The following is a 26,628-nucleotide window of genomic DNA, read 5'->3' as shown; positions in this document are numbered from 1 at the left end:
TTACAAAGAAACGGCTGAAACCGGGCTGAACATTCAGCCCCCCAACGAACGACGTTTCAGATGCACTCAGTTACATGATTTTCGCAATGCGACGTCGATCGCAGGCGCAATCATGGCACCACGCTCGTCAAATCGCCATTGAACTTATGGAGGAAATGGCGAGAAAAGGCTGGCAAACGTAACGTTCGCGGGTAATTCCCCAGGTACCGCGTTGCGGCTTAGCGACAGATTCTTACGCTTGCAGGGCTGACTCAGCCCTGCCCCCGTTATGGGCGCATAGGCGTCGACAATAAAAAAGCCCCCTGACGGGGGCTTGGTCTGATCGCGCCGCGAGCGGCGCTGGACCAGTACTTACATCGGCGTAACACGGGTCGGGCCGGAGCCGCTGATCACCTGCACACGCTGGCCCACGCTGATGGGCACGTCCGCTTCCTGCGCGACGACGCGGGTTTCGCCGTTGTCCAGACGCACGGTGATTTCGTAGCCGGAGTTCTTGCCGGTCTGGTTCTCGATGGCGTTGCCCGCCAGCGCGCCCAGGATGACGCCGCCCACGGTGGCGATGGTGCGGCCGGTGCCGCCGCCGATGGCGTTGCCCGCCACGCCGCCCAACGCACCGCCGGCCACCATGCCGACACCGCTGGACTTGTCGTTCTGGATCACGATGGGACGCACGCCGGTGACCGTGCCGGTACGGACGATCTGTTCGCGCTGCGCCTGGTCATAGCTGTAGACGCCGCTGGACGCGCTGCGATTGGCGCAGCCGCCCAGGACCGCCATCGAGGTCACGACGGCGGCGATCGCCAGCCAGCGCCCCGCGCGCGGCGTCACCAGGGAAAAAGTTTTGCTTTGATTCATTTGGACTCCTCGATCGGCCGTTGCCGACGATGTACTCATCATACCCTGGCCCCGAATCGGGGCCAGCGATGCTGCAACACACTGAAACGCACCGCCAGAAGCTGAAAAACCCGGCTGGGAAAGGCGCTAGAACTCGCCGCCTTCACCCCTCTCCCACGGTTCGACCGCGGCCCAACTACCGGGTTCCCGAGGAGTTCAAACAGGTAGGTGGATGCCGTAGGTCGCGTGCAGCACGGCGTCGATCTCGGCGCGCGAAGGAGCATGGTTTTGCGGCCCGCGCGAAGCGATCTTGATGGCGCCCATGACGTTGCCCAGGCGGCAGCTGTCTTCCCAGTTCCAGCCGCTGGTCAAGCCGTAAAGCAGGCCGCCACGCTGCGCGTCGCCGCAGCCGGTCGGGTCCACCACCTGGGCCGCGCGCACCGGCGCGATCTGGATGGTCTTGCCCTCGGTCAAGAGCGTGGCGCCTTCCGCGCCGCGCGTCACCACCACGGCCTGCAGCGAGCGGGCGATGTCTTCCATGCTGCGGCCCGTGCGCTGTTCCACCACGCCGGCTTCGTAGTCGTTCACCGTCAGCGCCTGCGCCAGCTTGAGCATGCGCTCCAGGTCCGCGCCGTCGAACAGCGGCATGGCCTGGCCCAGGTCGAAGATGAACGGGATGCCGCGCTTATGCAGGCGCTCGGCGTGGGCGAACATACCTTCCTTGGCATCGGGCGCGACGATGGCCCAGGCTGCGTCGGCGTCGCTCAAGTCATTTTCCGCCGCGTGCGCCATGGCGCCGGGGTGGAAAGCCGTGATCTGGTTGTCGTCCAGGTCGGTGGTGATGAAGCACTGCGCGGTAAACGTGTCCGGAATCACCTTGACGCGGCTGACGTCGATGCCCAGCCCGGCCATGCGCTCCATGTACTCGCCCGCATCTTCGCCCACGGTCGCCACGGGCACGGGTTTGCCGCCCAGCAGATTCATGCTGTAGGCGATATTGCCCGAGCAGCCGCCGTATTCCTTGCGCATGCTGGGCACCAGGAACGACACGCTCAGCGACTGGATACGGTCGGCAAGAATGTGCTCCTTGAAACGCCCTTCAAACACCGCGATGGTGTCGAACGCCATCGAACCGCAAACCAGGACTGGGGTTGCCATGCTAGTCATCCCTTAAGGAAAGAATTTATTGAGTTGAAAGCCATTGACCTGGACGCCAGTCACTTCAATCGGCACGGAAATCTTCAATTCGGCCTGGGGCGCGAAAGGACCGCGCAACTGCTCGGGCGTCAGATAATCCTCGGGCTTGAGCGCGCGGCGCACCACCACCGTATCCGACAGATCATTCAAATCCAGCACCAGAGCGGGCCAGTGCTGCGGCTTGTCATGACGGTTGCGCATCACCACCGTCAGCACCAGGCGGCTGCGTCCATCATCGATCGCCGCTGCGCCGGTCGGCGGCTGCAGCGACGAGGAGGTAATGTGGATGAGTTCCAGGCGGCGCGCATAGCCCACGGTGCAGCCCAGCGGCTGGCACGCGGTCTCCAGCACCGGCCGCAGAAGGGGCACTGAATTGGCGATATCGGTGCGATACACGTACACCAGTTGCAGGCCCAGCGCGATCAGTCCGATCAGGCAAGCGTAGCCCCACAGCTTGCGCAACAGACCATGACGCTCCTCGCGGTCCTGGTCGAGGAATTCAGGCGGCGCGCGGCCCACGTCGGTGGCGCTGGAATAGCGCGTGCGCGTGTCGCCCAGCACCGGTTCGCCGGATTCGTCGCGGTCCGGGCCGTGATGGTCGCTGTAGTCGTCGCGCTCGTGGTCCTGGTGCTCGTCGGCGTACTCGTTGTCGTATTCGTCGTCGCGCTCTTCGTCGCGCACGTCGGCGCGAGCACGGCCGATGGTGAAGGCCGGCTCCGCATGCGCGCCGCGCGAGACGGCATCGGGGCGATAGGCGGGCTGCGTCGTCGCGGGGACGGTCCAGCGCGGCGGATTTTCGTCCTGCGCGGGAACGTCGTCGGCCGGACGATGAGCGGCGCGGTGCTGCGCGGGGCCTTCGGCCCAGTCATCGACCAGGTCATCGGCCAGATCGTCGTCTTCGTCCTGCTCGCGTTCGTGCGCGTCGTGCACAGGCTCCGCACGCCGCCGGATGTCGTCGCGGCCGCGCAGCACGGCGGGTGGACCCTCTGGCGCACGGTAAGGCGGCGCCATGGGCGCGCGCGCGGGTTCCGGTTCATCGTCCCACGGCGCGGTCTGTGAAAAATCTGCCGCTGGCGCGGGAGGCGGAGCCGGCCGCGCGGTCTGGAACGGCGGTGCGGCGGGTGGCTGCGGCGCAAGCGAAGCTTGCGGCGCGACGGGAGCTGCGGGCGTCGCCAGGACCGGCGCGGCCTGGCTGGCGGCCGGCGTCAACGGCATCGCCGGCGCAGCGGGCGGCACGGATTGCGGCGTCGCGCCCGCGGCCGGCAGCAGGCAGGCGCGCCCGTCGAACACGGTCGAGCAGGCGCCGCAGCGCACCAGGCCATTACGGACCCGCAACTGGTCGGGCACCACCTTGAAGGTGGTGCCGCACTGCGGGCAGCGGGTGGTCAGGGCCATGGCACTATCCTGCCGGCGGCGCTCAGGCCTTCTGGCCGTGCAGGCACACCCAGCCGTCGCGCGCCCGCCAGACTGACATCGCGATCCAGGGCGCGTAGGCGGCGGCCACTTCCTCAGCCTGCCGCTCCAGCACGCCGGACAGCACCAGATGGCCGCCCGCGGCGACGCGTCCGGCCAACATGGGCGCCAACACCTTCAGAGGGTTGGACAGGATGTTGGCCACCACCACTTCGAAGGTGCCTTCGGCCAGCGCGTCGGGCAGCATGGCTTGCAGGTCGACGTGGTTGACCTCGGCATTGAAAATCGTGCTCTGCACCGCCTGGGCGTCGATATCCACCGCCTGGGTCGGACCCGCGCCCAACTTGCGCGCGGCGATCGCCAGGATGCCCGAGCCGCAGCCGTAATCCAGCAGCGTGGCGCCCGCCGGCAATTCGGCTTCCAGCCAGGCCAGGCACAGATGGGTCGTGGGATGGCTGCCGGTACCGAATGCCAGGCCCGGATCCAGCTCGATGTGGATCGCGCCCTCCTGGGTGGCGGCATCCGGCTCGAACGCCGGCACATCGGGATTGTCACGATGCCAGCTGGGCACGATCCATAGGCGTTCGGCGATATGGATGGGGCCGAACTGCGACTGCGTCAGTCGCACCCAGTCGGCGTCGGGCACGTCGCGCAGGCTCCAGCCCTCGAACACGGCGGGGTCCAGTTCACCGGCCGCGGCGGCCTCTTCCATGATCTGCGCGGGATCGGCCCCGTCGGGCAGCAGCGCGACAACGCGGTTGCGGTCCCAGGCCTGCACGTCGGGCTCGGTGCCCGGTTCGCCGAACAAAGGACGCTCGTCGTCGGTGCCCAGGTCGGCATCTTCGACGGATACCGACAGCACGCCTGCTTCCAGCAGAGCGTCCGAGAGGGCTTCGGCCTGCGCCTCCAGGCAATGGAGCACGAGTTCACGCATGATGATTCTTCCATCTGGTCAACGGGCCGCGGCTTGCGCCGCGGCCCGTTGACCGTAAAACAAAAACAGGAGCGGCCCGGGAGCGGAAAGCCCCCGGATCGCGGTCAGGGACGCTGAGCCAACTTGTGTTCCAGGTAATGGATGCTGGTGCCGCCTTCAATGAAGCGGGCGTCCTGCAGCATTTCGCGATGCAGCGGGATGTTGGTGGAAATGCCTTCCACCACCATTTCCGACAACGCGGTGCGCATACGGGCCAGCGCCTGGTCGCGCGTATCGCCGTAGGTGATGACCTTGGCGATCATCGAATCGTAGTTCGGCGGCACGAAATAGCCGTTGAACGCATGCGAATCGATACGCACGCCCGGGCCGCCCGGTGTGTGCCAGTTGGTGATGCGCCCCGGGCTGGGCACGAAGCGGAACGGATCTTCCGCGTTGATGCGGCATTCGATCGCGTGGCCCTTGAATTCGATGTCGCGCTGGCGCAGCGTGAACTTTTCGCCGGCGGCGATCAGGATCTGCTGCTGAACCAGATCGATGCCGGTGATCAGTTCGGTGACCGGGTGTTCGACCTGGATGCGGGTGTTCATTTCGATGAAATAGAACTCGCCGTTTTCATACAGGAACTCGAACGTGCCCGCGCCGCGGTAGCCCATCTTGCGGCAGGCGTCGGCGCAACGGTCGCCGATGCGCTCGATCAGCCGGCGCGCGACGCCAGGCGCGGGCGCCTCTTCGATGACTTTCTGGTGGCGGCGCTGCATGGAGCAGTCGCGCTCGCCCAGCCAGACGGCGTTGCGGCCGCCATCGGCCAGCACCTGGATTTCGATATGGCGCGGGTTCTCGAGGAACTTCTCCATATAGACTTCCGGGTTGTTGAACGCGGCGCCCGCTTCCGAGCGCGTCATCGTGACGGCGTTCAGCAGCGCGGCCTCGGTGTACACCACGCGCATGCCGCGGCCACCGCCGCCGCCTGCCGCCTTGATGATGACCGGATAGCCGACTTCGCGCGCAATGCGGATGATTTCCTGCGCATCGTCGGGCAACGCGCCTTCCGAACCCGGCACCACCGGCACGCCGGCTTCGATCATGGCGCGCTTGGCGCTGACCTTGTCGCCCATCAGGCGAATAGTGTCCGGACGCGGACCGATGAAGACGAAGCCGCTCTTTTCGACGCGATCGGCGAAGTCGGCATTTTCGGACAAGAACCCGTAACCCGGGTGGATTGCCTCGGAATCCGTGACTTCGGCCGCCGAAATGATGGCCGGCATGTTCAGGTAGCTTTCACGCGACGGCGCGGGCCCGATGCACACAGATTCATCGGCCAGGCGCACGTACTTGGCTTCGCGGTCAGCCTCGGAGTGCACGACCACGGTCTTGATGCCCAGCTCGCGGCAAGCGCGCTGAATGCGCAGGGCGATTTCGCCCCGATTGGCGATCAGGATTTTTTCGAACATTTTCAGCTATCAGCCAATGACGAACAGGGGTTGACCGTACTCGACGGGCTCGCCGTTTTCGACCAGGATTTCTTTGATGACGCCGGACTTGTCGGCTTCGATCTCATTGAGCAGCTTCATGGCTTCAATGATGCACAGCGGGTCGCCTTCCTTGACGGTGGCGCCGACGTCGATGAACGGCGCCGCACCCGGGTTCGGCGCGCGGTAGAACGTGCCGACCATGGGGGCCTTGACGACATGGCCCTGAATCACCGGCGCGGCTTCCGCGGCGGGTGCGGCTGGAGCCACGGCCTGGGCCGCCGGCGCGGCCGGCACGCCGGCTTCGGGGTGGTGGTAGGCGACCGGCTGCAAGGTCTGCGAGAACTTGACGATCCTCACCTTGCCTTCGCCTTCGGTGATTTCCAGCTCGGCGATGCCCGATTCAGCCACCAGGTCGATCAGGGTTTTGAGTTTTCGGAGGTCCATAGAAGCTGCTTCCCGAGATAGTGTCGGCGACGTCCCAGCGTCGGGTCCGCGCCGTATAAGATGTAAATGCTGTGGTTTGGTGCGAGATCAGTGCCGCACTGCGTAACGCAGAGCCGCCTCGTAGCCGTCCGCGCCCAGGCCGCTGATGAGGCCTACCGCCAAGTCGGACAGATAAGAGTGATGCCTGAAGGGCTCTCGCTTATACAGATTGGACAAATGTACTTCAATAAATGGGATCGCGACCCCAGCCAGCGCATCGCGAATTGCGACGCTGGTGTGCGTATAAGCCGCCGCGTTGATGATGATGAAGTCCGTGCCGTCTTGCCGGGCCGCCTGAATGCGGTCAACCAGTGCGCCTTCGTGATTGCCTTGCCACGCTGTCAGCGTGGCGCCCAATTCTCCTGCGAGCAACTCCAGGCCCTCGTTGATCTGTTGCAGCGTGAGGCTGCCGTAGATGTGAGGTTCCCGGGTGCCGAGCAGGTTCAGGTTCGGGCCATGCAATACCAGTATGTTTTGCGCCATGCGCTTGCCAATGAGTGGTTTGCCAATTGTTGGCAAAACAGCCGATAAACCAGCTTTTTACGCCAATTCCTACTATTTGTCCAACAGACTTACGCCTTTAAACCAGACAGGGTGCGGTCCAGATCATCGGGTTGGATTTCACCCAATATCTTCCGGTTAATACCGCCATCTGCATTGAAAACAATAGTAAAAGGCAGGCCTCCGCTGGGATTTCCCAGCTTACGCAGAGTGTCGATGGCACCTGCGCCTATTACCCAGAGGGGATAGGAAACCTGTACTTTCTCGACAAATTTTTGCATGTTCGCGGCCGAATCGACACCAATGCCGACAAATCGCACATGCGGGTATTTTTTCTGCAAGGCGTCGAGTTCGGGCATTTCTCGGACGCATGGCGCGCACCAGGTTGCCCAGAAATTGACCACGATGGGCTGGCCTTTCCAGCCTGCCAGGGTATGGGACGCCCCGTTCAGGTCGGGGAGCGGCATCTGCATCAGGCCGGCGACGGGATCGCCGGCGTCGGCCGGGGCCGAGGGCGTCGAGGTCTTGCGGCCCATCAGGGTATAGCCGCCCGCAACCGTGGCGGCTATGGCCACGCCGGCGGAAAGAAGTAGGCGTCGATTCATGGCGCGATCATAACCGCTGCCGCCGTTTCGCGCCGCGCCCGCCGCAGTCCGGCGCCTCTCTATATATACAATGCAGGACAGGAGAGTTTTCAATGCACCTGCATATTCTTGGCATCTGCGGTACGTTCATGGGCGGCTTGGCGCTGATCGCGCGCGCCGCCGGCCACAAGGTCACCGGTTGCGACGCGGGCGTGTACCCGCCCATGAGCACGCAACTGTCCGAGCAAGGAATCGAGCTGATCGAAGGTTTCGGCGCCGAACAACTGGCGCTCAAGCCCGATCTGTACGTGATCGGCAACGTGGTCAGCCGCGGCAATCCGCTGATGGAGGCCATCCTGGAATCCGGCGCGCGCTACGTGTCCGGCCCGCAATGGCTGGGCGACAACATCCTGCCCGGCCAGCACGTGCTGGCGGTGGCGGGTACCCACGGCAAGACCACCACCAGTTCGATGCTGGCCTGGGTACTGGAAGCCGCGGGCATGGCGCCCAACTTCTTGATCGGCGGCGTGGCGCAGGACCTGCATGTGTCAGCGCGCTTCGACCCGTCGCGCCGTCCCTTCGTGATCGAGGCGGACGAATACGACACCGCTTTCTTCGACAAGCGTTCGAAGTTCGTCCATTACCGCCCGCGCACGGCCATCCTGAATAATCTTGAATACGATCACGCCGACATCTTCCCCGATCTGGCCGCGATCGAAACCCAGTTCCACCACCTGGTCCGCACCATACCCGGCTCGGGCCGCATCGTGCGCCCGGCACACTGCGCCGCGCTGGACCGCGTGATTGCGCGCGGATGCTGGTCCGAAACCGTCACGTTCGGCGCCGATGGCGCCTGGCAGGCGACGGCGCCGGACGCCGAGGGCGCGTTCAGCGTGCTGCGCGGCGGCGTGACCGCTGGCACCGTGCGCTGGAACCTGAGCGGCGAGCACAACCGCATGAACGCGCTGGCGGCGCTGGCCGCCGCCGAACATGTGGGCGTGCCGGCGGCGCAAGGCATCGATGCCCTGACCCGCTTTGCGGGCGTGAAACGCCGCATGGAATTGCGCGGCACGGTCAACGGCGTCAAGGTCTACGACGACTTCGCGCACCACCCCACGGCCATCGCCACCACCCTGGAAGGCCTGCGCCGCCAGGTCGGCGCGGCCCGCATCCTGGCGGTGCTGGAGCCGCGCTCCAACACCATGAAGCTGGGCACCATGGCTGCCCGCCTGCCCGAGGCCCTGGCCGACGCCGACCTGGTGTTCTGCTTCGGCGCCCATGCCGGCAAGCACGCCCTGGGCTGGAATCCGGCCGAAGTGCTGGCGCCCCTGGGCGACCGCGCTTCCAGCTACGATGACATCGGCGCGCTGGTTGCCGCCGTGGCGGGCGCCGCCCGCCCGGGCGACCAGGTTCTGGTCATGAGCAACGGCGGTTTCGGCGGCGTGCACGGCAAGCTGCTGGACGCCCTGCAGGCGCGCGCCTGATTCCGGCAACGACACCGCAAAGGCGAGCCATGATTCTTTATCTGCACGGTTTCCGTTCCTCGCCGACCTCACTCAAGGCCCGGATGATGGCCGACGCCATGGCCGAGCGCGGCCTGTCGGCGGCCTGGGCCTGCCCTCAACTGCCCGCCAGCCCGCGCGAAGCCATCGCTCTGGCCATGGGCATCGCCCGGCGCCAGTTGGAAGGGGCGGACTCGCCCCGGGCGCTGACCGTGATCGGCTCTTCGCTGGGCGGCTTCTATGCCACCTGGCTGGCCGAACAGCTGGGCTGCAAGGCAGTGTTGCTGAATCCGGCGGTCGAGGCCGCCCGCGACCTCGCCACCCAGATCGGCGAACACCGCATGTATCATTCCGACGCGCCGTTCGTCTTCCTGCCCGAGTACGTGGACGAACTGGCCGCCATCCACGCCCCACGCGTCACCCAGCCCGACCGCTACTTCCTGTTGGCAGCCACCGGCGACGAGGTGCTGGATTGGCGCGAAATGCGCGACCGCTACGCGGGCTGCCGCCAGCGCATCGTGCAAGGCAGCGACCACGGTTTGTCCGATTTTGCGGAATGGATGCCCGAAGTGCTTGAATTCGCCCTTGGCGACAAGCAGGTTCGCCCCCAATAATCAGTATCAAACATCAACACTCTATAAAGCTGCGCAAGGCGGCGCATGCGTGCCGCCCAGGACGATCCCCACCATGTATGTGTTTTACGAAGACGACGGCAGCTTCAAGGCCGGCAATATCCTGTCCGAGACCGATGCCAGCCTGCAGGTGGAATCGGAATCCGGCAAGCGCAGCAAGATCAAGCGCGCCAATACCTTGTTCACCTTCGCGGCGCCCGAACCGGCCGCGCTGATGAGCCAGGCGGCCGCGACCGCCGAAACGCTGGACCTGCAGTTCCTGTGGGAATGCGCGCCGCAGGAAGAATTCGACTCTCCCGCCCTGGCCGCCGACTACTTCGGCCACGCCCCCACGCCCGTGGAACAGGCCGCCCTCTTGATGCGCCTGCACGGCGCGCCGGCCTATTTCCACCGCCGCGGCAAGGGGAGCTACCGCCCCGCTCCACCCGACATTCTGGCCGCCGCCCTGGCCGCTCTGGAAAAGAAACAGCGCCAGGCCGAGCAGCAGCAGGAATGGGTGGACGAAATGGCCGCGGGGCGCCTGCCCGAGCCCATCGCCCAGGCCGCGGAATCGCTCCTGATCCGCCCCGACAAGAATTCGCAGCAATGGAAGGCGCTGGACGCCGCCTGCGCCAAGCTGGGCAAGAGCCCCGACCGCCTGCTGCTGGAACTGGGCGCCTGGCCGCACGCGCTGGCGCTGCACAAGCGCCGCTTCCTGGCGGTGAATTTCCCTCGCGGACTGGCATTCCCGGACCTGGAACTGCCGCCCATCGACCGCGAGCTGCCGCTGTCCGACGCCGAAATCTATTCGGTGGACGACGTCACCACCACCGAAATCGACGACGCCCTGTCCGTCTCCACCCTGCCCGACGGCCGTCTGCGCGTCGGCGTGCACGTGGCGGCGCCGGGCATCACCGTGACCCGCGACAGCGATTTCGACAAGCTGGCGCGCGCCCGCCTGTCCACCGTCTACATGCCGGGCGACAAGATCCCGATGCAGCCGGACAGCATCATCCAGGCGTTCTCGCTGGACGCCGGCCGCGAAGTGCCGGCGCTGTCCCTGTACGTCGTGGCCGATCCGGAAACCGGCGAAATCATCGAATCGGAAACCCGCCTGGAACGTATCGTGGTGCGCGAGAACCTGCGCCACAACATGCTGGACGCTCAGGTCACGGAAGCCAGCCTGTCCGATCCGTCGGCCGACCTTCCCTACGGCCACTGGCTGCGCCCGCTGTGGAAGCTGGCGCAGGCCCTGTCGGCGCAACGCGAAAACGTGCGCGGCAAGCCGGAGAACAATTCCCGGGTGGAGTACAGCTTCTACCTGGATGGCAACCCCGACGATCCCGACACGCCGGTGCGCCTGGTGCCGCGCCAGCGCAACGCGCCGTTGGACCGCATGGTGGCGGAATACATGATCCTGGCGAACAACCTCTGGGGCGGCCTGCTGCACCAGCATGGCGTGCCGGGCATCTACCGCTCGCAACAGGCGGGCCGCGTGCGCATGAGCACCCAGGCCTTGCCGCACGAGGCCATCGGGGTGCCGCAATACGCCTGGAGCACCTCGCCGCTGCGCCGCTACGTGGACCTGGTCAACCAGTGGCAGCTGATCGCAGCAGTCGAGCACGGCGTATCCGCCCGCCTGGTCGCCCCGTTCAAGCCGCGCGACGCGGACCTGTTCGCCATCATCGGCGCCTTCGACGCGCAATACGCGGCCTGGGCGGAGTTCCAGAGCGCGATGGAGCGCTACTGGTGCCTGCGCTGGCTGAAGCAGCACAACGTGACGCGTACCGTGGCGCACGTGCTGCGCGATGACCTGGTGCGGTTCGCGAACGCGCCGCTGGTGACTCGCGTGGGAGGGATGCCGGAGCTGGAACGGGGGACTGCGGTGGAGATCGATATTCTGGGGATGGATGAGTTGTCTCTGGAGCTGGATTGCCGGTATATCGGGGAGATTAGTCCTGCTGTGGGTGGGCAGGAGTAAGGTTTTCTTCTCAGGGACAGTTGAGATCAGCCAAGGAGGGCCAAGTAGGTCCCTCCGCTGATCTGCTGTCGAATTCCTGGAGAGAAATTCTGGAGGCAGGTCAACCCAAGCGGCTCAGTTGGATGTACGTCCAACTTTCAGGAGTCAGCTCACGATAGGGCGTTTTCTATGGGAGTGTCAGGATTTTTGTGTGCAGGCCTATGATGGTTTTCAAGGAGACCGCTCATGGCACGCAATCCGAAGTCCGCAAAGCAGTCCAGCCCGCCGGCGCTACCGGCCAGTGCAGAGCAGTTGCTCGATGAACTTGTAACCGGGCCGATGACAGCCGAGGCGGTGCAGGACACGTTCATGCTGTTGAAGAAGGCGCTGATCGAGAGAGCTCTGGGTGCCGAACTGGGCCGACACCTGGGCTACCCGGCGGGCCAAACTCGACCGCAGGCGTCGACCAACCAGCGCAACGGCAAGAGCAGCAAGACGGTGCTGACCGATGACGGCCCGCTGAAGCTGGATATTCCCCGGGATCGGGACGGCACCTTTGCGCCGATCCTGATCCCCAAGCACGCACGCCGGTTTACCGGTTTTGATGACAAGATCATCGCGATGTACGCCCGTGGCATGAGCGTGCGCGAGATCCGGGCGTTTCTGGACGAACAGTACGGCACCGACGTGTCGCCGGAGTTCATCAGTTCGGTGACCGATGAGGTCATGGAAAAAGTGCAGACCTGGCAGAACCGGCCGCTGGAGCCAATGTTCCCCGTGGTGTTCTTCGACGCGCTACGGGTCAAGATCCGCGACGAGGGCTTGGTGCAGAACAAGGCCGTCTATCTGGCGTTGGGTGTACTACCCGATGGCACACGCGAGATTCTGGGCCTGTGGATCGAGACCACCGAAGGCGCGAGGTTCTGGATGCGGGTGTTCAACGACCTAAAAACGCGAGGCGTCCAGGACATCCTGATCGCGGTGACTGACGGTTTAAAGGGGATGCCCCAGGCGCTGGAGGTCGTGTTCCCGGCCACCACGTTGCAGACGTGCATCGTGCATCTGATCCGCAATAGCTTGGGTTATGCAGGCTGGAAAGAACGCCGGACAATCGCCACGGCGTTGCGCCCGATCTACGCTGCGGTCAGCGCCGAGGCCGCACAACAGGCTCTCGATGAGTTTGCCAAGAGCCCGTGGGGCGTGAAGTACCCCTTGATCGTCAAGGCCTGGAAAGGCGCCTGGGAACACGTCATCCCATTCTTCGTGTTCCCACCTGCGATCCGACGCGTGATCTACACGACGAACGCGATAGAGAGCGTGAACGCGCAGCTACGCAAAATCATCAAGACACGCGGCCACTTCCCCACCGACGACGCGGCGATTAAGCTGCTCTGGTTGGCGCTGCGAAACATCACCGTCAAATGGGGTTCGGCCACACATCATTGGACCGAGGCTATGCAGCAGTTCGCCATCCTCTACGAAGACCGATTTACCCGGAACCGTATCGACCCGCAACTGGGCAGCCAGTAAACAATGCAATGTCAGAACAATGCCTAAAACACAAAATTTCTGACATTCCCTTTTCTATTGAGCGCCCCTCCCCCCACGCTCCATATACCGACGAGCCATCTGATACCCAGCAAACACATAAAACCCATTGCTATTAAGCACCAGCCAAGCCCCCAACCCCGCCAGCAAAGCCACCACAGGCCCGACAGCCCGCACATCCCCCTGCGTCCAGGCAATCACCCCCAGAAAGCCAACAGCGATCAACCCCAAGGCCAGCCGCTTCAGCACCACCAGCCCGAACGCGTGCCCGCCCATGAACGCCACCACGCCGATCGCCAACGCCAAAGCCGTCGCCGCGCAAACCAGCACCAGCGCAAACGCCGCCAGCGCCGGCCCAGCCACGCGCAGCAACAGACTCAGCACGCCTATCCCCACGCCCAACCCGCCCGTCATCACCAGCACCGCCAACACCAGCGGCGACCACATCCCCGGCGGCGCGCGACGCGCATCCATATCCGCCACGAAGCGATGCATCGCCGCCGATATGGCTGGCCCGTCCTGCTGCGGCAACGCCGCCTCCAGCTTGCGGCACTGCGCGATCAACGCATTCAGCCCCGCTCGCGGCGCGTCCATCAAGACCTCGCCGCGCCAGGCGCATGTTCCGCCACCGTGTTCCGCAACGCCGCCATCGCCTCCTCCACCGCAATCGGCCTGAACGCGTCCTCGCGCCAGTACATCGCCACCGACCCGAAGCCCGACAGGCGCACCGGAATGATCCGCATCGCCCGCATCTGCGAAAACCGCAGCGCCGCCCGATGCGAAGCCACACCGATCATGTCGCTGTTGTTGATCAGCGTGAGATTGATGGTCACCGAATTGGATTCGACATGGTCTGGCGGCGGCGCCTGCCCCGCCGCGGCCAGCGCCGCGTCCACCGCATTGCGGATGGGCGTGCCCTTGGGCCACAGGATCCAGCGGTAGGACAGCAGATCCGGCCAGGACGGCTGCTCGATCGCGAATAGAGGATGGCGCGGCCGCGCCACCAGGTGTATGGGTTCCAGGTACAAGGCCTCGAACCGGATGGCCGGGTCGTGATGCTCAGGCGCGGAACGCCCCACCACAATGTCCAGGTCGCCCTGCGCCAACTGCGCCAGCAGCAGATCGGTCGTGCCCTCCACCAGCTTCACCCGCGCCTGCGGCATGCGTTCCAGCAGCTTCATCACCGCCAGCGGCACCGTATCTGACGCCGACGCCCCCGATGCGCCTATCACCACCCGGCCGCCGCCGCCCTCGCGCAGCGCCGCCATGTCCGCGCTGGCGCGGTCCAGCTGCGCTTCCACCCGCTGGGCATGCGTGATCAGCACGTCGCCATGCGGCGTGGGCCGCAAGCCGCGCGCGTGCCGTTCGAACAGCGGCAGCCCGATATCGTCTTCCAGATCCTTCAGCCACTTGGACAAACCCGGCTGCGTCGTGTTGAGCATCGCCGCCGAATGGCTGATGTTGCGGGTCTGGGCCAAGCTGAGCAGCATTTTCAGATTGCGCAGGCGCAACCGGTGGGTCCAGTCCATGCAGGCCCTCGTCTCGTCTATGTATATTCTTATTGATATGGATAATAAGATAATTTCATTTCAAAACACATAGCTCCTTACGCATAATCGTCTCCATATCAGGACCAGCCGCGAACCTAGCGGCGGCCACGCGAAGCCGGCGCCAGCCGGACATTCCGGAGACAAGCATGCCCGACGGCCACACCCCCGGCGCCGACCGCGCCGCCTATTACGCACGCATCGCCAGAAAGCACATGGCCCCCCTCTGGGAGTCGTTGCACAACCTGGTGCCGCGCGAGCCCGCGCCGCGTTGCGTCCCCGCCATCTGGAAGTACGAGGACGTGCGCGACGACGTCATGGCGTCCGGCTCGTTGATCACGGCGGAAGAAGCCGTGCGGCGCGTGCTCATCCTGGAGAATCCCGGCCTGCCCGGCCAGGCCAGCATCACCCAGAGCCTGTATGCCGGCCTGCAGCTGATCCTGCCTGGCGAGATCGCACCCAGCCACCGCCACACGCAGTCAGCGCTGCGCTTCATCGTCGAAGGCCGCGGCGCCTATACCGCGGTCAACGGCGAGCGCACCACCATGCACCCCGGCGACTTCATCATCACGCCGTCCTGGACCTGGCATGACCATGGCAACGCCGAGACCGCCGAAGGCGGCGAACCCGTCGTGTGGCTGGACGGCCTGGACATCCCGCTGCTGCGTTTCCTGGATGCGGGCTTCGCCGAAAACTATCCCTCGGCCACGCAGCCCGTGACCCGCCCCGAGGGCGACAGCATGGCGCGCTACGGCCACAACATGGCGCCCGTGCGCCATCAGATCGCCAGCGGCACCTCGCCCATCTTCAACTACCCCTACGAGCGCAGCCGCGAAGCGCTGGACCAGCTCTACCGCCATGGCGAACTGGACCCCTGGGACGGCGTGAAGCTGCGCTACCTGAATCCGGCCACCGGCGGCTATCCCATGCCGACCATGGCGACCTTCATGCAATTCCTGCCCGCCGGCTTCCAGGGCAAGACCTTCCGCAGCACCGACTCCACCGTCTACAGCGTGGTCGAGGGCCGCGGCACCGCCCGCATCGGCGACCAGGAATTCCATTTCGGCCCACGCGACGTCTTCGTTGCCCCATCCTGGCAGCCCGTGCAGCTGGCCGCGCTGGACGACGCCACCCTGTTCAGCTATTCCGACCGCCCCGTGCAGGACGCGCTGGGCGTGTGGCGCGAAGCGCGCGTCGGCTGAAGCCGGCGCTCTCCTTCTTCTTCCGTTTCAGGCCGGGGCCATGCCAGGCTCCGCCCCGCATTCATCAAAGGTGACCCATGTCTTTCGTCTTCGATCCCGCCGCCCCCGTCGCCGTGCCTGTCGCTGGCAGCCAGGACAGCTTCCCCGTGCGCCGCGTCTATTGCGTCGGCCGCAACTATGCCGCCCACGCCCGCGAAATGGGCTTCGACCCGGACCGCGAACCGCCGTTCTTCTTCTGCAAGCCGGCCGATGCCGTGGTGCCGGTGGCCGAAGGCAGCACGCTGTCGCTGCCCTATCCTTCCGAGACCGCCAATCTGCACTATGAGATCGAACTGGTCGCCGCCATCGGCAAGGGCGGCGCCAACATCCCCGTTGAACAAGCGCTGCAACACGTATGGGGCTATGCCGTGGGCCTGGACATGACCCGCCGCGACCTGCAGATGAAGATGCGCGAAGCCGGCAGGCCCTGGGAACTGGGCAAGGCCTTTGACCTGAGCGCCCCCATCGGCCCCTTGTATCCCGCCGCTACGGTCAATGGCATCGACCAGGCCGCCATCTGGTTGCAGGTCAATGGCACCGACAAGCAGAGAAGCGACATCGGCAAGCTGATCTGGTCCGTCGCCGAGACCGTCGCCTACCTGTCCAAGTACTTCCGCCTGGAAGCCGGCGACCTGATCTACACCGGCACGCCCGAAGGCGTGGGTCCGGTGGTGCGCGGCGACAAGATGGTCGGCGGTGTGGACGGCCTGGGCACGCTCAGCGTGCAGATGGTGTGAACCTGCCAGGAAACCGCATGCAACTGCACAGCTTTTTCAACAGCTCCACCTCCTACCGCGTGCGCATCGCGCTGGCGCTCAAGGGCCTGCCCTACGAGTACCTGCCTGTGAACCTGCGCAAGCAGGAACAGCGCGCCCCGGACTATGTGGCCAAGAATCCTTCTGCGGGAGTGCCCCTGCTGATCGACGGCGACACCCAACTGTCGCAGTCGCTGGCCATCATCGACTACCTGGACGCCACCCATCCGGAACCGCGCCTGATCCCGGCCGGCACGCTGGAGCGCGCCCGCGTGCTGGAGCTGTCCGACGCTATTTCCTGCGACATCCATCCGGTCAACAACATGCGCATCCTGCGCTATCTGCAGGACGTGCTGGGCGCCAGCGAGGAACAGAAGAACGCCTGGTACCACCACTGGATACGCGAAGGCATGACGGCCGTGGAAGCGCTGTTGGTGCGCCACGGCCACGGCGCCTACTGCTATGGCGACGCGCCCACGCTGGCGGACTGCTGCCTGGTGCCGCAGGTGGCGAACGCCCAGCGCATGGGTTGCGACCTGTCCGCCTACCCACGCGCACTCCGCGTGTACGAACACTGCAACGCGCAGCCCGCCTTCCAGCAGGCCGCTCCCACCCAGCAACCGGACTACGCCAAGTGAGCCACCAGGAACCCGACACCCAGGGCGCGCCGCTGCGCGAATACACCGATCCGTCCTACCGCCCGCTGTGCGCCAACCTGGCGGACGTGCGCGCCAACATCGACCGGCTGGACGACCAGATCGTGCGACTGATCGCCGAACGCGCCATGTACGTGAAGGACGCCGCGCGCTTCAAGCGCGACGCCTTCCAGGTGAGCGCCCCTGCCCGCCAGGCACAGGTCTTCGAAAAAGCGCGGCTGCTGGCCGAGCGCCACAACCAGGGCTTCGCCAACCTGGACCAGGTAGTGGACGCCACCTACCGCGCCATGGTCGCGGCCTTCATCGCCAACGAACAAACCTACTTCAACACCATGAAGGATGTCGGAGACACCCATGCATAAGCCCTGCGCGCGCCGTATCGCTGTCCATGCACTGATCCTGGGACTGGCCGCTCTGACGCCGCTCGCAGCCGCGCAAGCCCAGGCCTGGCCGGCCCAGCCGCTCAAGGCCATCGTGCCCTTCGGCCCTGGCTCCAGCCCCGACCAGGTGGCGCGCATCGTCGGCGAGAAGGCCGGCGCCATCCTGGGCCAGACCATCGTCATCGAGAACAAGCCGGGCGCCAGCGGCAATATCGGCACCTATGCCATCGCCAATGCCAAGCCCGACGGCTACACCTTCGGCGTGTCCATCACCGGCCCGCTGGTCAACAACACGTTGCTGTTCGACAAGCTGCCCTATGCGCCCGCGACCGACCTATCGCCGCTGACGCTGGCCGTGCACCAGCCCAACGTGCTGGTCGTGCCCGCCTCCGCCGGCATAGCCAACATCGGCCAATTGCTGGACGCGCTGAAGAAGAACTCGGACAAGTACAACTTCCCGTCCACCGGCGCCGGCACGGTGTCGCACCTGGCCGTGGAGCTGATGCTGCAGCAGACCGGCGCGCGCGCCACCCACGTGCCCTATCCTTCGTCGCCCGCCGCCCTGACCTCGCTGCTGTCCGGCGACACGCAGTTCGCCGCGCTGCCGCCGATCGCCGTCATGCCCATGGTCAAGGACGGACGCTTGAAGGCGCTGGCCGTCACCTCGTCCAAGCGCTCCGCGCTGCTGCCCGAGATCCCGACACTGGCCGAAGTCGGCGTGCAAGGCATCGAAGGCTCGGCGTGGATCGGCTTCGTGATCTCATCCAAGGTCCCGGCCGACATCCAGAAGAAGCTGTCCGATGCGCTGATCCAGGCCATCCGCGACCCCGAGGTCACCAAGCGCCTGCAAGCGCAGTTCATGGATCCCGCCGCCACCACGCCCGCCGAGTTCCGCGCCTACATGGACGACGAGCTCAAGCGCTGGGAGCCGCTGATCAAGAAGCTGGGCATCAAGGGCCAGTAACCCACAGCCCGCCTCGCGGCGCAATCCAAGCAAGGAGAACATCGGATGCTCATCACCGAACCCGCCCGCCAGGTCCCGCTCTACGGCGAGTATGACGTCGTCGTGCTCGGCGGCGGCCCCGCCGGCCTGTTGGCCGCCGCCAGCGCCGCGCGCAACGGCGCCAGCGTATTGCTGGTGGAACGCTACGGCTTCCTGGGAGGCATGGGCACGGCGGCCGGCGTCTCCAACTTCTGCGGCTTGCACGCGAACATCCGCGGCAACATCCGGCAAGTCGTCCACGGCATGACGGACGAATTGCTGGACCGCATGCGCGCCCTGGACGGGCTGAACGATCCGCATCTGATCCTGGGCAAGATCCACGCCCAGGCCTACGACATCTCGGCCTTCAAGTGCGCCGCCGACGGACTGGTCCAGGCCAGCGGCGCCCAGGTACTGTTCCATGCCCTGGCTACCGGCGTAGCCCGCGGCGCGGACGGCAGCGTCGACGCGCTGTTCCTGGAAACCAAGTCCGGCCGCTGCGCCGTGCGCGGCAGGATCTTCATCGATTGCTCGGGCGACGCCGACATCGCGCAGTGGGGCGGCCTGCCCTTCGAGAAGGGCGACGAGCACGGCGGCATGCTCTATCCCACGCTGATGTTCAAGGTCGGCAACGTCGACGGCGCCCGCGCCCAGGAAGCCTGGAAGACCATCCCGCAGCTGATGGACGAGGCCGCGGCCAGCGGCGAATTCACCTTCCCGCGCCGCGGCGCCATCGTGCGCCCGCAAAAGCACGACTACGAATGGCGGGTCAACGTGACCCAGCTGGCCAACGCCGACGGCAGCGCGGCCGACGGCACCGACGCCAATTCCCTGTCCGCCGGCGAGCTCGAAGGCCGTCGCCAGATCGTGCAGTACCTGGCCTTCCTGCGCGCCAAGGTGCCGGGTTTCGAAAATGCCTACGTGCTGGACATCGCCCCGCAGCTGGGCATACGCGAGACGCGCCGCATCGTGGGCGAAGCCATGCTGAGCAAGGACGACGTGCTGGGCTGTGCCGACTTTCCGGACAGCATTGGCGTCAACGGCTGGCCACTGGAAATGCACACGGCCGGCGACGTGCAATGGCTCTGGCCGCCCATCCCGGAATCGCGCGGCTACAACCAGCTGCCGTTCCGCATGATGGTGCCCAGGCGCGCGCACGGCGTGGCCGGCAACGTGCTGGTAGCGGGACGCTGCGCCTCCATGACGCACGAAGGCCAGTCGGCCGCGCGTGTCAGCGGCAGCTGCTTCGTCATGGGCGAGGCGGCGGGCACGGCCGCCGCGATGGCGCTGCGCGCCGGCATCGCGCCGGGCGACGTCCCCATCCCCGCCCTGCAGGCGCAACTGGTGAAGCAAGGCGTGTTCCTGGGCGGCCAGGACTAAATGGCGCGGAGGCCACACATGAACGCAACGCAGACAGGAAAATCGGTCATCGTGGTGGGAGGCGGCATAGGCGGTCTGGCCGCCGCACTTGTGCTGACCCGGCAAGGCATCGCGGTGCAGCTGCTGGAACAGGCTGCCCACATCGGCGAGATCGGCGCGGGCATCCAGCTCGGCCCCAATGCCTTCGCGGCATTGGACGCCCTGGGCGTGGGCCAGACCGCGCGCAGCCGCGCCGTGTTCACCGACCACATCATCATGATGGACGCGGTGGACGCCAAGGAGGTGGTGCGCATCGATACCGGCGAGGGCTTCCGCGAGCGCTTCGGCGGCCCCTATGCCGTGATCCATCGCGCCGACATCCACCTGTCCATCCTGGAAGCCGTGCAGCAGAATCCGCTGATCAGCTTTCGCACCTCTACCCAGATCGCCTCCATGTCGCAGGACGACAAGGGTGTGGAAGTGGTCGACACGCAGGGCAACCGCTACCGCGCCGACGCGGTGGTGGGCGCGGACGGCGTGAAGTCCGTGATCCGCGAGCGCATGGTGGGCGACCCGGCGCGCGTGACGGGCCACGTGGTGTACCGCGCGGTGGTCGAGCGCGACAACATGCCCGAGGAACTGCGCATCAACGCCCCCGTGCTGTGGGCCGGCCCGCACTGCCATCTGGTGCACTACCCCTTGCGCGGCGGCCAGCAATACAACCTGGTGGTGACTTTCCATAGCCGCGAACAGGAAGAATGGGGCGTGCGCGAGGGCAGCAAGGAAGAGGTGCTGTCCTACTTCCAGGGCATCCACCCGCGTCCGCACCAGATGCTGGACCGCCCCACGTCCTGGAAGCGCTGGGCTACCGCCGACCGCGAACCCGTGGAACGCTGGGGCCAGGGCCGGGTCACCATCCTGGGTGACGCCGCGCATCCCATGACGCAGTACATGGCCCAGGGCGCCTGCATGGCGCTGGAAGACGCGGTGACGCTGGGCGAGGCCGTGAAGCATTGCGGGCACGACCTGGAGGCCGCATTCCGCCTGTACGAATCGGTCCGCATCCCGCGCAGCGCGCGCGTAGTGTGGTCCACGCGGGAGATGGGCAGGCTGTATCACGCGCGGGGCGTCGAACGCACCGTGCGCAACATGCTGTGGACCGGCCGCAGCCAGTCCCAGTTCTACGACGCGTTGCAGTGGCTGTACGGCTGGAAGGTGGAAAACTGCCTCGCGGGGCAATCCTCTCAATAGAAAAAATGCAGGCACCCAAGGAGACAACCATGAGAAAAACCGCAATCCGCGGCAGCGCCGCCCTCGTGCTTGCGCTGACCGCGTTCGCGGCCGGCGCGCAGCAGAAGCCGGTGGACATCGGCTTCATCGGCACCCTGTCCACGCCCGCCGGCTACATCGGCGAAGACGAGCGCGACGCCTTCATGCTGGCCGTAAAGGAAGGCGGCGGCAAGCTGGGCGGCGTGCCGGTCAACGTGCGCGTGGAGGACGACGCGCTCAAACCCGCCAACGCCAAGCAAATCGCCGACAAGATGGTGCAGGGCGGCGTGCGACTGTTCACCGGCATCAACTTCTCCAACGTCATGGCGGCCGTCGGCCCGACCGTGCTGAACGCGGGCGCGTTCTACGTCAGCCTGAACGCAGGCCCCTCCAACTATGCCGGCAAGGCCTGCAACCCGAACTACTTCTCGGTGGCGTTCCAGAACGACTCCTACGCCGACACCGCTGGCCTGGCCGCCAATGAACTGGGCGCCAAGCGCGTGGTCATCATGGCGCCCAACTACCAGGCCGGACGCGATGCCGTCGCCGGCTTCAAGCGCACCTACAAGGGCGAGATCGCCGACGAGATCTACACCAAGCTGGAGCAGGCCGACTTTTCGGTGGAGCTGGCGCGCATCCGCTCGCTCAATCCCGACGCCATCTTCCAGTTCCATCCGGGCGGCGCCGGCATCAATCTAACCAAGCAGTTCGCCAACTCTGGCCTGGCCGACAAGATCCGCATGATCACGCCCATCTACTCGATGGATGACCGCATGCTGGCCGCGACCGGCAACGCCGGCAAAGGCTTCTACCTGAGCTCGCTGTGGAGCGCGGACCTGGACAATCCGCAAAGCAAGCATTTCGTCGACGCCTTCACCAAAGCCTATAACCGCGCGCCCACCGCCTATGCGGCGCAGGCCTACGACACCGCCAACCTGATCGGCTCGGCGCTGAAAGCCGTGAATGGCGACATCACTGGCCGCGCCGACGACTTCCGCAACGCGCTGCGCCGTGCCGATTTCCCCAGCGTGCGCGGCAAGTTCAAGTTCGGCCCCAACCAGCACCCGATCCAGGACTGGTACCTGCTGCACATCGAAGCCGGCCCCGACGGCAAGCTGGTCTACAAGAACCTGAAGGTCATCGCCCGCGACCACACCGACGTGCACGCCGTCGACTGCAAGATGTAAGTCCGCGCCGCGCCGGGCGGATTGCACGCAGTCCGCCGGCTGCCGGCTCACTCCACAAGGAGTCCCCATGCTGATGTTCCTGGAGCAGGTCCTCAACGGCCTGCAGTACAGCGCTTTGCTGTTCCTGTTGTCGGCCGGCCTGACGCTGGTGTTCGGCATCATGAACGTCATCAACCTGACGCACGGCTCGTTCTACATGGTCGGCGCGTTCTGCGCCGCCAGCGCGGCCGCCGCTACCGGGTCCTTCGCTGCCGCGTTGCTGGCGGCGTTGGCTGGCGCGGCGCTTTATGGCCTGGTGGTGGAACTGCTGGTGATCCGCCATCTGTACCGCCGCGACCACCTGGACCAGGTGCTAGCCACGCTGGGCCTGACATTGTTCACGAATGAGATGGTCACGGTGCTGTTCGGCCGCAGCCCGCCCTTCATGGACATCCCGCCGTTCCTGTCGGGTTCCGTGGAGATCCTGCCAGGCCTGAACTATCCCCTGATGCGGCTGGCCTTCATCGGCGCCGGCGTGCTGGTGGCGTTGGGGCTGTGGCTGCTGATCTCCCGCACGCGCGTCGGCATGCTGGTACGCGCCGGCGCCGACGACGGCGAAATGGTCGACGCGCTGGGCGTGAACATCCAGCGTCTGTTCACCTTGATCTTCACGCTGGGCGCCCTGCTCTGCGGCTTCGCGGGCGTGATGGCCGCGCCGCTGCTGGCGGTGGAAATAGGCATGGGCGAACGCATCCTCATCACCACCTTCGTGGTCATCGTGGTGGGCGGCGTGGGTTCGGTGCGCGGCGCGCTGGTCGGTTCGCTGATGATAGGCATGACCGATGCGCTGGGCCGCGCCTACATTCCGTTCTGGATGTCGCGGCTGCTGCCGCCCGAGCTGTCGGATTCGGCAAGCTCCAGCCTGGTCTCGGCCAGCATCTACATCCTGATGGCCATCGTGCTGCTGTTCAAGCCGCGCGGCCTGGTGCCGGCGCAGCGATAAGGACGACACCCATGAGCAGAAAAATCATCGTCAACACGATCGGACTGCTGCTGTTCGCCCTGGTGCCGGCCATCGCGTCGGCCACCGGCGAGAGCTTCCTGATCAACCTGATGACCCGCTTCCTCATCTACGCCATCGCCGCCGTCAGCCTGGACCTGATCCTGGGCTACGGCGCCATGGTCAGCTTCGGCCATGCGGCCTTCTTCGGACTGGGCGGCTACGTCATCGGCATCGCGGGCTTTCACCTGGCCCAGGGCGACACGCTGTTCGGCTGGAGCGGCAGCAACGCCGCGTTGGTCATGTGGCCGCTGGCAGTCGCCAGCGCCGCGCTGGCGGGCCTGGTAGTCGGCTTCCTGTCGCTGCGAACCTCGGGCGTGCAGTTCATCATGATCACGCTGGCCTTCGGGCAGATGCTGTACTTCATCCTGGTCGGCCTGATGGTCTATGGCGGCGACGACGGCCTGTCCATCGACGCGCGCAACACCCTGCCCGGCCTGGACATGAACAGTCCCACCACTTTCTACTACGTCTGCCTGGCGCTCATGACAGCCTGGGTGCTGGCATGCCGCCGCATCGTCAACTCGCCCTTCGGCATGGCGCTGCAGAGCATCAAGCAGAACCCGCGGCGCAGCATCGGGTTGGGCTTCGCGCCGCTGCGCTACCGGCTCACCGCCTTCGTGCTGTCAGCCGCGGGCACCGGCCTGGCGGGCGCGCTGTGGGCCAACTATGCGCTCTTCGTCAGCCCCGACATGTCGGCCTGGCAGAAGTCCGGCGAACTCATGGCCATGGTGATCCTGGGCGGCATGGGCTCGATCTTCGGCCCCGTGCTGGGCGTGGCCGTGTACCTGGGCCTGGAACAGGTCGCCACCGCGTGGACCGAACACTGGATGCTGATCCTGGGACCGGTGCTGGTGCTGGTAGTGCTGTTCGGCAAGCGCGGCGTCTATGGCTGGCTGGTGGGAGGCAAACATCATGACTGATCACCCCAAGCTGGAAATCCGCGACCTGCAAAAAGCCTTCGGCGCGGTACGCGCGACGCAAGGCGTCAACCTGCAGGTCCGCCCCGGCGAACTGCACGCGCTCATCGGCCCCAACGGCGCGGGCAAGACCACGCTGCTGTCGCAGATCAGCGGCGAAATCCTGCCCGACGCGGGCGCCATCCTGCTGGACGGCCACGACATCACCCGCATGCCCGCCCACAAGCGGCCCGCGGCCGGGCTGGCGCGCTCGTTCCAGATCAGCCAGCTCTATCCCGCCTTCACCGCCGAGGACAATGTCGCCATGGCAGTGCAGGCGCACAGCCCAGGCGGCTTCAATCTGTGGAAAAACGCCCGCCGCCAGCCCCAGCTGCGGCAGCCCGCCAGAGAGGCGCTGGAACGCGTCGGCCTGGGCGGTCGCGCCCACGTGCGGGTATCGGAACTGGCGCACGGCGAAAAGCGCCAGCTGGAACTGGCGATGGCGCTATCGCTCGATGCCTCGTTGCTGTTGCTGGACGAACCCATGGCCGGCATGGGCGCCGAAGAATCACAACGCATGACCGCGCTGCTGCAAGAGCTGAAGGGACGTTACGCCATCCTGCTGGTCGAACACGACATGGACGCCGTCTTCGCCCTGGCCGACCGCATCACCGTGCTGGTCTACGGCAGAACGATCTTCACTGGCACGCCCGACGAGGTGCGCCGCCACCCCGACGTACGCGCCGCCTATCTGGGCGAGGAGGACTGATGCTGCAAGTCAAACAACTGCAGGGCGGCTACGGCGCCAGCAAAGTGCTGTTCGGTGTGGACCTGGACATCGCCACACGGCAGGTCGTATCCCTGATCGGGCGCAACGGCATGGGCAAGACCACTACCGTGAAAACCATCATGGGCATGCTGCCCACGCAGGGCGGCAGCATCCTGCTCGACGGCCAGCCCATAGAAGGCCACGCCCCGCACCGCATCGCCCAATTGGGCATAGGCCTGGTACCCGAGGGCCGCCGCGTCTTTGGCTCGCTATCGGTGGAAGAAAACCTGATCGCCACCGCCCGCAATACCCGCGCCGGCTGGCACGTCGGCCGTGTCTTCGACCTGTTCCCCCGCCTGAAGGAACGCCGCGCCCAATCCGCCCGCACCCTGTCCGGCGGCGAACAGCAAATGCTGGCCGTCGGCCGCGCCCTGCTCATCAACCCGCGCCTGCTCATCCTGGACGAAGCCACCGAGGGCCTCGCGCCGCTCATCCGCCAGGAAATCTGGAACTGCCTGCGCCGCCTGAAGGAAGAAGGCCAGACCATCCTGGTAATCGACAAGAACCTGAAGGAAATGGCCACGCTCGTCGACCGCCACCACGTCCTCGAAAAAGGCCGCGTCGTCTGGCAAGGCAGCCCCGCGGAACTCGCCGCGCAGCCGGAACTGGCGCAGCGCTACCTGGGCGTCTAGGGCGTCTGGTCGGACGATTCGCAGAAGCTCAACCGATTCCCGAACGGGTCGATGACCGCCATCACCCGCCCCCACGGCATCTCTTCCACGCCGGGCCGCATATAGCCATAGCCCTTGGCGTTCACCTCGGCATGAAACTCATCCACGCCCCGCATCCGCACGAACACCGCGGACCCGGGCGTGGCATCGCCGTGGTGTTCGCTCAGGTGCAGCGTCAGGTCACCGCGATGCACTTGCGCGTACAGCGGCATGCCCGGCTCGAAGCGATGCTCCCAGTCCCACTCGAACCCCAGGAAATCCAGATAGAACTCGCGCGCCTTCTCCACGGAGAAAATGCGCAGGATGGGAATGGCAGCTTGTAGGTGCATGACGGCCCTCGGCGATAGGTGGAGGACTATCAGCATAGATCACGGGACGCGTTCGGCGGAGACAGCAACAAGAAAAAACGAACCCCGACCGAGCCCCGGCACCTACACCTGCACGGCCTTCACGGCCTTCACGATACGCACGACGCGCCAGGCAACACCACGACGCAAGCCACCGCGTAAGCCCCAAAAGGCCGCCCGCGCGGCCGGCCTGGGGCGGGCCCCGCAAGACACGCCACCCCACACAGACATCGGCAAGAACCAGAAGAACGCCAATCGCCCCCGCTGACGTCAAGTTTCAACCGCCAGAGCCCGTCGCGTCGGCGGCCCGCGGTGTGCGGGGCATCGATAAGCCCGAGGGAATCTGAAGGAACCGCCGCAGGCGGTGACGAAGATGACGAAGGGGAAGTCCGGAGCGAACGCTCCGGACCGCAATCGCAGCCCCGCAC

At 65.8% G+C, this 26,628-nt stretch carries 27 protein-coding genes; 16 read left to right on the top strand and 11 right to left on the bottom strand.

From position 1 onward, the window contains the following. Positions 1–351: 351 nt before the first annotated feature. The 8 genes from AC6LKD_RS21965 to AC6LKD_RS21930 all read right to left on the bottom strand — a co-directional run bounded on the left by AC6LKD_RS21965 (position 352) and on the right by AC6LKD_RS21930 (position 7,439). Positions 352–855 (bottom strand): outer membrane lipoprotein, encoded by a 504-nt coding sequence (locus AC6LKD_RS21965; RefSeq protein ID WP_013391382.1) that lies wholly within the window; start codon positions 853–855, stop codon positions 352–354. A 195-nt stretch (positions 856–1,050) separates the two neighbouring features. Next, a complete protein-coding gene (locus AC6LKD_RS21960) occupies positions 1,051–1,992 on the bottom strand; it encodes a carbohydrate kinase family protein (protein WP_013391381.1) in 942 nt (313 codons plus the stop codon). Positions 1,993–2,004: 12 nt separating this feature from the next. Beyond that, entirely contained in the window at positions 2,005–3,426 is a 1,422-nt protein-coding gene (locus AC6LKD_RS21955) for a DUF3426 domain-containing protein (RefSeq protein WP_498117441.1), read from the bottom strand. A 22-nt stretch (positions 3,427–3,448) separates the two neighbouring features. Beyond that, positions 3,449–4,378: a 50S ribosomal protein L11 methyltransferase gene (gene prmA, locus AC6LKD_RS21950; RefSeq protein ID WP_207471042.1), complete on the bottom strand. Its 930-nt coding sequence runs from the start codon at positions 4,376–4,378 to the stop codon at positions 3,449–3,451. Positions 4,379–4,482: 104 nt separating this feature from the next. Continuing rightward, on the bottom strand, positions 4,483–5,829 hold the full coding sequence (accC, locus tag AC6LKD_RS21945) for an acetyl-CoA carboxylase biotin carboxylase subunit (protein WP_498117439.1): 1,347 nt from the start codon (positions 5,827–5,829) through the stop codon (positions 4,483–4,485). Positions 5,830–5,838: 9 nt separating this feature from the next. Continuing rightward, positions 5,839–6,294: an acetyl-CoA carboxylase biotin carboxyl carrier protein gene (gene accB / locus AC6LKD_RS21940; protein WP_013391377.1), complete on the bottom strand. Its 456-nt coding sequence runs from the start codon at positions 6,292–6,294 to the stop codon at positions 5,839–5,841. An 87-nt stretch (positions 6,295–6,381) separates the two neighbouring features. Next, positions 6,382–6,816: a type II 3-dehydroquinate dehydratase gene (gene aroQ / locus AC6LKD_RS21935; protein WP_013391376.1), complete on the bottom strand. Its 435-nt coding sequence runs from the start codon at positions 6,814–6,816 to the stop codon at positions 6,382–6,384. Positions 6,817–6,905: 89 nt separating this feature from the next. Further along, entirely contained in the window at positions 6,906–7,439 is a 534-nt protein-coding gene (locus tag AC6LKD_RS21930) for a TlpA family protein disulfide reductase (RefSeq protein WP_013391375.1), read from the bottom strand. Between the two features lie 92 nt (positions 7,440–7,531). Between AC6LKD_RS21930 and mpl the strand changes: the two genes are divergently transcribed. The 4 genes from mpl to AC6LKD_RS21910 all read left to right on the top strand — a co-directional run bounded on the left by mpl (position 7,532) and on the right by AC6LKD_RS21910 (position 13,021). Next, positions 7,532–8,902, top strand: a complete 1,371-nt coding sequence (mpl, locus tag AC6LKD_RS21925) for a UDP-N-acetylmuramate:L-alanyl-gamma-D-glutamyl-meso-diaminopimelate ligase (RefSeq protein WP_498117437.1) — start codon at positions 7,532–7,534, stop codon at positions 8,900–8,902. Between the two features lie 29 nt (positions 8,903–8,931). After that, positions 8,932–9,534 carry a YqiA/YcfP family alpha/beta fold hydrolase gene (locus AC6LKD_RS21920; protein WP_492276900.1) on the top strand — a complete coding sequence of 201 codons (603 nt, stop codon included), beginning with the start codon at positions 8,932–8,934 and terminating at the stop codon, positions 9,532–9,534. A 73-nt stretch (positions 9,535–9,607) separates the two neighbouring features. Further along, complete coding sequence (locus AC6LKD_RS21915) at positions 9,608–11,512, top strand: ribonuclease catalytic domain-containing protein (protein ID WP_013391372.1); 1,905 nt, start codon at positions 9,608–9,610, stop codon at positions 11,510–11,512. Between the two features lie 225 nt (positions 11,513–11,737). Then, positions 11,738–13,021: an IS256 family transposase gene (locus AC6LKD_RS21910; protein ID WP_498117436.1), complete on the top strand. Its 1,284-nt coding sequence runs from the start codon at positions 11,738–11,740 to the stop codon at positions 13,019–13,021. Between the two features lie 54 nt (positions 13,022–13,075). Here the strand turns inward: AC6LKD_RS21910 and AC6LKD_RS21905 are convergent, their stop codons facing one another. Then, positions 13,076–13,633, bottom strand: coding sequence for a hypothetical protein (locus tag AC6LKD_RS21905; protein WP_498117435.1), 558 nt, complete (start codon positions 13,631–13,633; stop codon positions 13,076–13,078). Next, the gene (locus tag AC6LKD_RS21900; RefSeq protein WP_013396483.1) at positions 13,633–14,568 is read right to left on the bottom strand and encodes a LysR substrate-binding domain-containing protein; all 936 of its coding nucleotides are present in this window, start codon (positions 14,566–14,568) and stop codon (positions 13,633–13,635) included. Before AC6LKD_RS21900 ends, AC6LKD_RS21905 begins: the two co-directional genes overlap by 1 nt. A gap of 167 nt (positions 14,569–14,735) precedes the next feature. On the opposite strand from AC6LKD_RS21900, the gene gtdA reads away from it, so the two are divergent. From gtdA to AC6LKD_RS21840, 12 genes are all read left to right on the top strand, one after another. After that, positions 14,736–15,788, top strand: a complete 1,053-nt coding sequence (gene gtdA, locus AC6LKD_RS21895) for a gentisate 1,2-dioxygenase (RefSeq protein WP_498117434.1) — start codon at positions 14,736–14,738, stop codon at positions 15,786–15,788. A gap of 77 nt (positions 15,789–15,865) precedes the next feature. Beyond that, positions 15,866–16,564 (top strand): fumarylacetoacetate hydrolase family protein, encoded by a 699-nt coding sequence (locus AC6LKD_RS21890; protein ID WP_013396485.1) that lies wholly within the window; start codon positions 15,866–15,868, stop codon positions 16,562–16,564. Between the two features lie 17 nt (positions 16,565–16,581). Then, complete coding sequence (maiA, locus tag AC6LKD_RS21885) at positions 16,582–17,220, top strand: maleylacetoacetate isomerase (protein ID WP_013396486.1); 639 nt, start codon at positions 16,582–16,584, stop codon at positions 17,218–17,220. Next, entirely contained in the window at positions 17,217–17,600 is a 384-nt protein-coding gene (locus tag AC6LKD_RS21880) for a chorismate mutase (protein WP_498117433.1), read from the top strand. The genes maiA and AC6LKD_RS21880 overlap by 4 nt, the downstream gene beginning before the upstream one ends. Continuing rightward, positions 17,593–18,582 (top strand): Bug family tripartite tricarboxylate transporter substrate binding protein, encoded by a 990-nt coding sequence (locus tag AC6LKD_RS21875; protein WP_013396488.1) that lies wholly within the window; start codon positions 17,593–17,595, stop codon positions 18,580–18,582. Before AC6LKD_RS21880 ends, AC6LKD_RS21875 begins: the two co-directional genes overlap by 8 nt. Before the next feature lie 45 nt (positions 18,583–18,627). Next, positions 18,628–19,980, top strand: a complete 1,353-nt coding sequence (locus AC6LKD_RS21870) for an FAD-dependent oxidoreductase (protein WP_498117432.1) — start codon at positions 18,628–18,630, stop codon at positions 19,978–19,980. Between the two features lie 18 nt (positions 19,981–19,998). Further along, positions 19,999–21,210, top strand: coding sequence for a 3-hydroxybenzoate 6-monooxygenase (locus AC6LKD_RS21865; RefSeq protein ID WP_498117431.1), 1,212 nt, complete (start codon positions 19,999–20,001; stop codon positions 21,208–21,210). A 29-nt stretch (positions 21,211–21,239) separates the two neighbouring features. Next, on the top strand, positions 21,240–22,415 hold the full coding sequence (locus AC6LKD_RS21860; RefSeq protein ID WP_013396491.1) for an ABC transporter substrate-binding protein: 1,176 nt from the start codon (positions 21,240–21,242) through the stop codon (positions 22,413–22,415). Between the two features lie 67 nt (positions 22,416–22,482). Beyond that, the gene (locus tag AC6LKD_RS21855) at positions 22,483–23,397 is read left to right on the top strand and encodes a branched-chain amino acid ABC transporter permease (protein WP_013396492.1); all 915 of its coding nucleotides are present in this window, start codon (positions 22,483–22,485) and stop codon (positions 23,395–23,397) included. 11 nt (positions 23,398–23,408) lie between these two features. Next, the gene (locus AC6LKD_RS21850; protein WP_498117430.1) at positions 23,409–24,377 is read left to right on the top strand and encodes a branched-chain amino acid ABC transporter permease; all 969 of its coding nucleotides are present in this window, start codon (positions 23,409–23,411) and stop codon (positions 24,375–24,377) included. Next, positions 24,370–25,122: an ABC transporter ATP-binding protein gene (locus tag AC6LKD_RS21845; RefSeq protein ID WP_498117429.1), complete on the top strand. Its 753-nt coding sequence runs from the start codon at positions 24,370–24,372 to the stop codon at positions 25,120–25,122. Before AC6LKD_RS21850 ends, AC6LKD_RS21845 begins: the two co-directional genes overlap by 8 nt. Continuing rightward, positions 25,122–25,814, top strand: coding sequence for an ABC transporter ATP-binding protein (locus AC6LKD_RS21840; RefSeq protein WP_492274097.1), 693 nt, complete (start codon positions 25,122–25,124; stop codon positions 25,812–25,814). Before AC6LKD_RS21845 ends, AC6LKD_RS21840 begins: the two co-directional genes overlap by 1 nt. On the opposite strand, the gene AC6LKD_RS21835 is transcribed toward AC6LKD_RS21840, so the two are convergent. Beyond that, complete coding sequence (locus tag AC6LKD_RS21835; protein WP_041654407.1) at positions 25,811–26,182, bottom strand: glyoxalase superfamily protein; 372 nt, start codon at positions 26,180–26,182, stop codon at positions 25,811–25,813. The two genes, AC6LKD_RS21840 and AC6LKD_RS21835, sit on opposite strands and share 4 nt — an antisense overlap. Positions 26,183–26,628: the final 446 nt, after the last annotated feature.

The sequence above is a fragment of the Achromobacter sp. D7-1 genome (assembly GCF_059760445.1).
This window is presented reverse-complemented; position numbering and strand designations above follow the sequence as displayed.

Bases quoted from the DNA above. Each gene is read 5' to 3' on its own strand.
- AC6LKD_RS21965 (WP_013391382.1), bottom strand. From the start codon at position 855: ATGAATCAAAGCAAAACTTTTTCCCTGGTGACGCCGCGCGCGGGGCGC.
- AC6LKD_RS21960 (WP_013391381.1), bottom strand. From the start codon at position 1,992: ATGGCAACCCCAGTCCTGGTTTGCGGTTCGATGGCGTTCGACACCATC.
- AC6LKD_RS21955 (WP_498117441.1), bottom strand. From the start codon at position 3,426: ATGGCCCTGACCACCCGCTGCCCGCAGTGCGGCACCACCTTCAAGGTG.
- prmA (WP_207471042.1), bottom strand. From the start codon at position 4,378: ATGCGTGAACTCGTGCTCCATTGCCTGGAGGCGCAGGCCGAAGCCCTC.
- accC (WP_498117439.1), bottom strand. From the start codon at position 5,829: ATGTTCGAAAAAATCCTGATCGCCAATCGGGGCGAAATCGCCCTGCGC.
- accB (WP_013391377.1), bottom strand. From the start codon at position 6,294: ATGGACCTCCGAAAACTCAAAACCCTGATCGACCTGGTGGCTGAATCG.
- aroQ (WP_013391376.1), bottom strand. From the start codon at position 6,816: ATGGCGCAAAACATACTGGTATTGCATGGCCCGAACCTGAACCTGCTC.
- AC6LKD_RS21930 (WP_013391375.1), bottom strand. From the start codon at position 7,439: ATGAATCGACGCCTACTTCTTTCCGCCGGCGTGGCCATAGCCGCCACG.
- mpl (WP_498117437.1), top strand. From the start codon at position 7,532: ATGCACCTGCATATTCTTGGCATCTGCGGTACGTTCATGGGCGGCTTG.
- AC6LKD_RS21920 (WP_492276900.1), top strand. From the start codon at position 8,932: ATGATTCTTTATCTGCACGGTTTCCGTTCCTCGCCGACCTCACTCAAG.
- AC6LKD_RS21915 (WP_013391372.1), top strand. From the start codon at position 9,608: ATGTATGTGTTTTACGAAGACGACGGCAGCTTCAAGGCCGGCAATATC.
- AC6LKD_RS21910 (WP_498117436.1), top strand. From the start codon at position 11,738: ATGGCACGCAATCCGAAGTCCGCAAAGCAGTCCAGCCCGCCGGCGCTA.
- AC6LKD_RS21905 (WP_498117435.1), bottom strand. From the start codon at position 13,633: ATGGACGCGCCGCGAGCGGGGCTGAATGCGTTGATCGCGCAGTGCCGC.
- AC6LKD_RS21900 (WP_013396483.1), bottom strand. From the start codon at position 14,568: ATGGACTGGACCCACCGGTTGCGCCTGCGCAATCTGAAAATGCTGCTC.
- gtdA (WP_498117434.1), top strand. From the start codon at position 14,736: ATGCCCGACGGCCACACCCCCGGCGCCGACCGCGCCGCCTATTACGCA.
- AC6LKD_RS21890 (WP_013396485.1), top strand. From the start codon at position 15,866: ATGTCTTTCGTCTTCGATCCCGCCGCCCCCGTCGCCGTGCCTGTCGCT.
- maiA (WP_013396486.1), top strand. From the start codon at position 16,582: ATGCAACTGCACAGCTTTTTCAACAGCTCCACCTCCTACCGCGTGCGC.
- AC6LKD_RS21875 (WP_013396488.1), top strand. From the start codon at position 17,593: ATGCATAAGCCCTGCGCGCGCCGTATCGCTGTCCATGCACTGATCCTG.
- AC6LKD_RS21870 (WP_498117432.1), top strand. From the start codon at position 18,628: ATGCTCATCACCGAACCCGCCCGCCAGGTCCCGCTCTACGGCGAGTAT.
- AC6LKD_RS21865 (WP_498117431.1), top strand. From the start codon at position 19,999: ATGAACGCAACGCAGACAGGAAAATCGGTCATCGTGGTGGGAGGCGGC.
- AC6LKD_RS21860 (WP_013396491.1), top strand. From the start codon at position 21,240: ATGAGAAAAACCGCAATCCGCGGCAGCGCCGCCCTCGTGCTTGCGCTG.
- AC6LKD_RS21855 (WP_013396492.1), top strand. From the start codon at position 22,483: ATGCTGATGTTCCTGGAGCAGGTCCTCAACGGCCTGCAGTACAGCGCT.
- AC6LKD_RS21850 (WP_498117430.1), top strand. From the start codon at position 23,409: ATGAGCAGAAAAATCATCGTCAACACGATCGGACTGCTGCTGTTCGCC.
- AC6LKD_RS21845 (WP_498117429.1), top strand. From the start codon at position 24,370: ATGACTGATCACCCCAAGCTGGAAATCCGCGACCTGCAAAAAGCCTTC.
- AC6LKD_RS21840 (WP_492274097.1), top strand. From the start codon at position 25,122: ATGCTGCAAGTCAAACAACTGCAGGGCGGCTACGGCGCCAGCAAAGTG.
- AC6LKD_RS21835 (WP_041654407.1), bottom strand. From the start codon at position 26,182: ATGCACCTACAAGCTGCCATTCCCATCCTGCGCATTTTCTCCGTGGAG.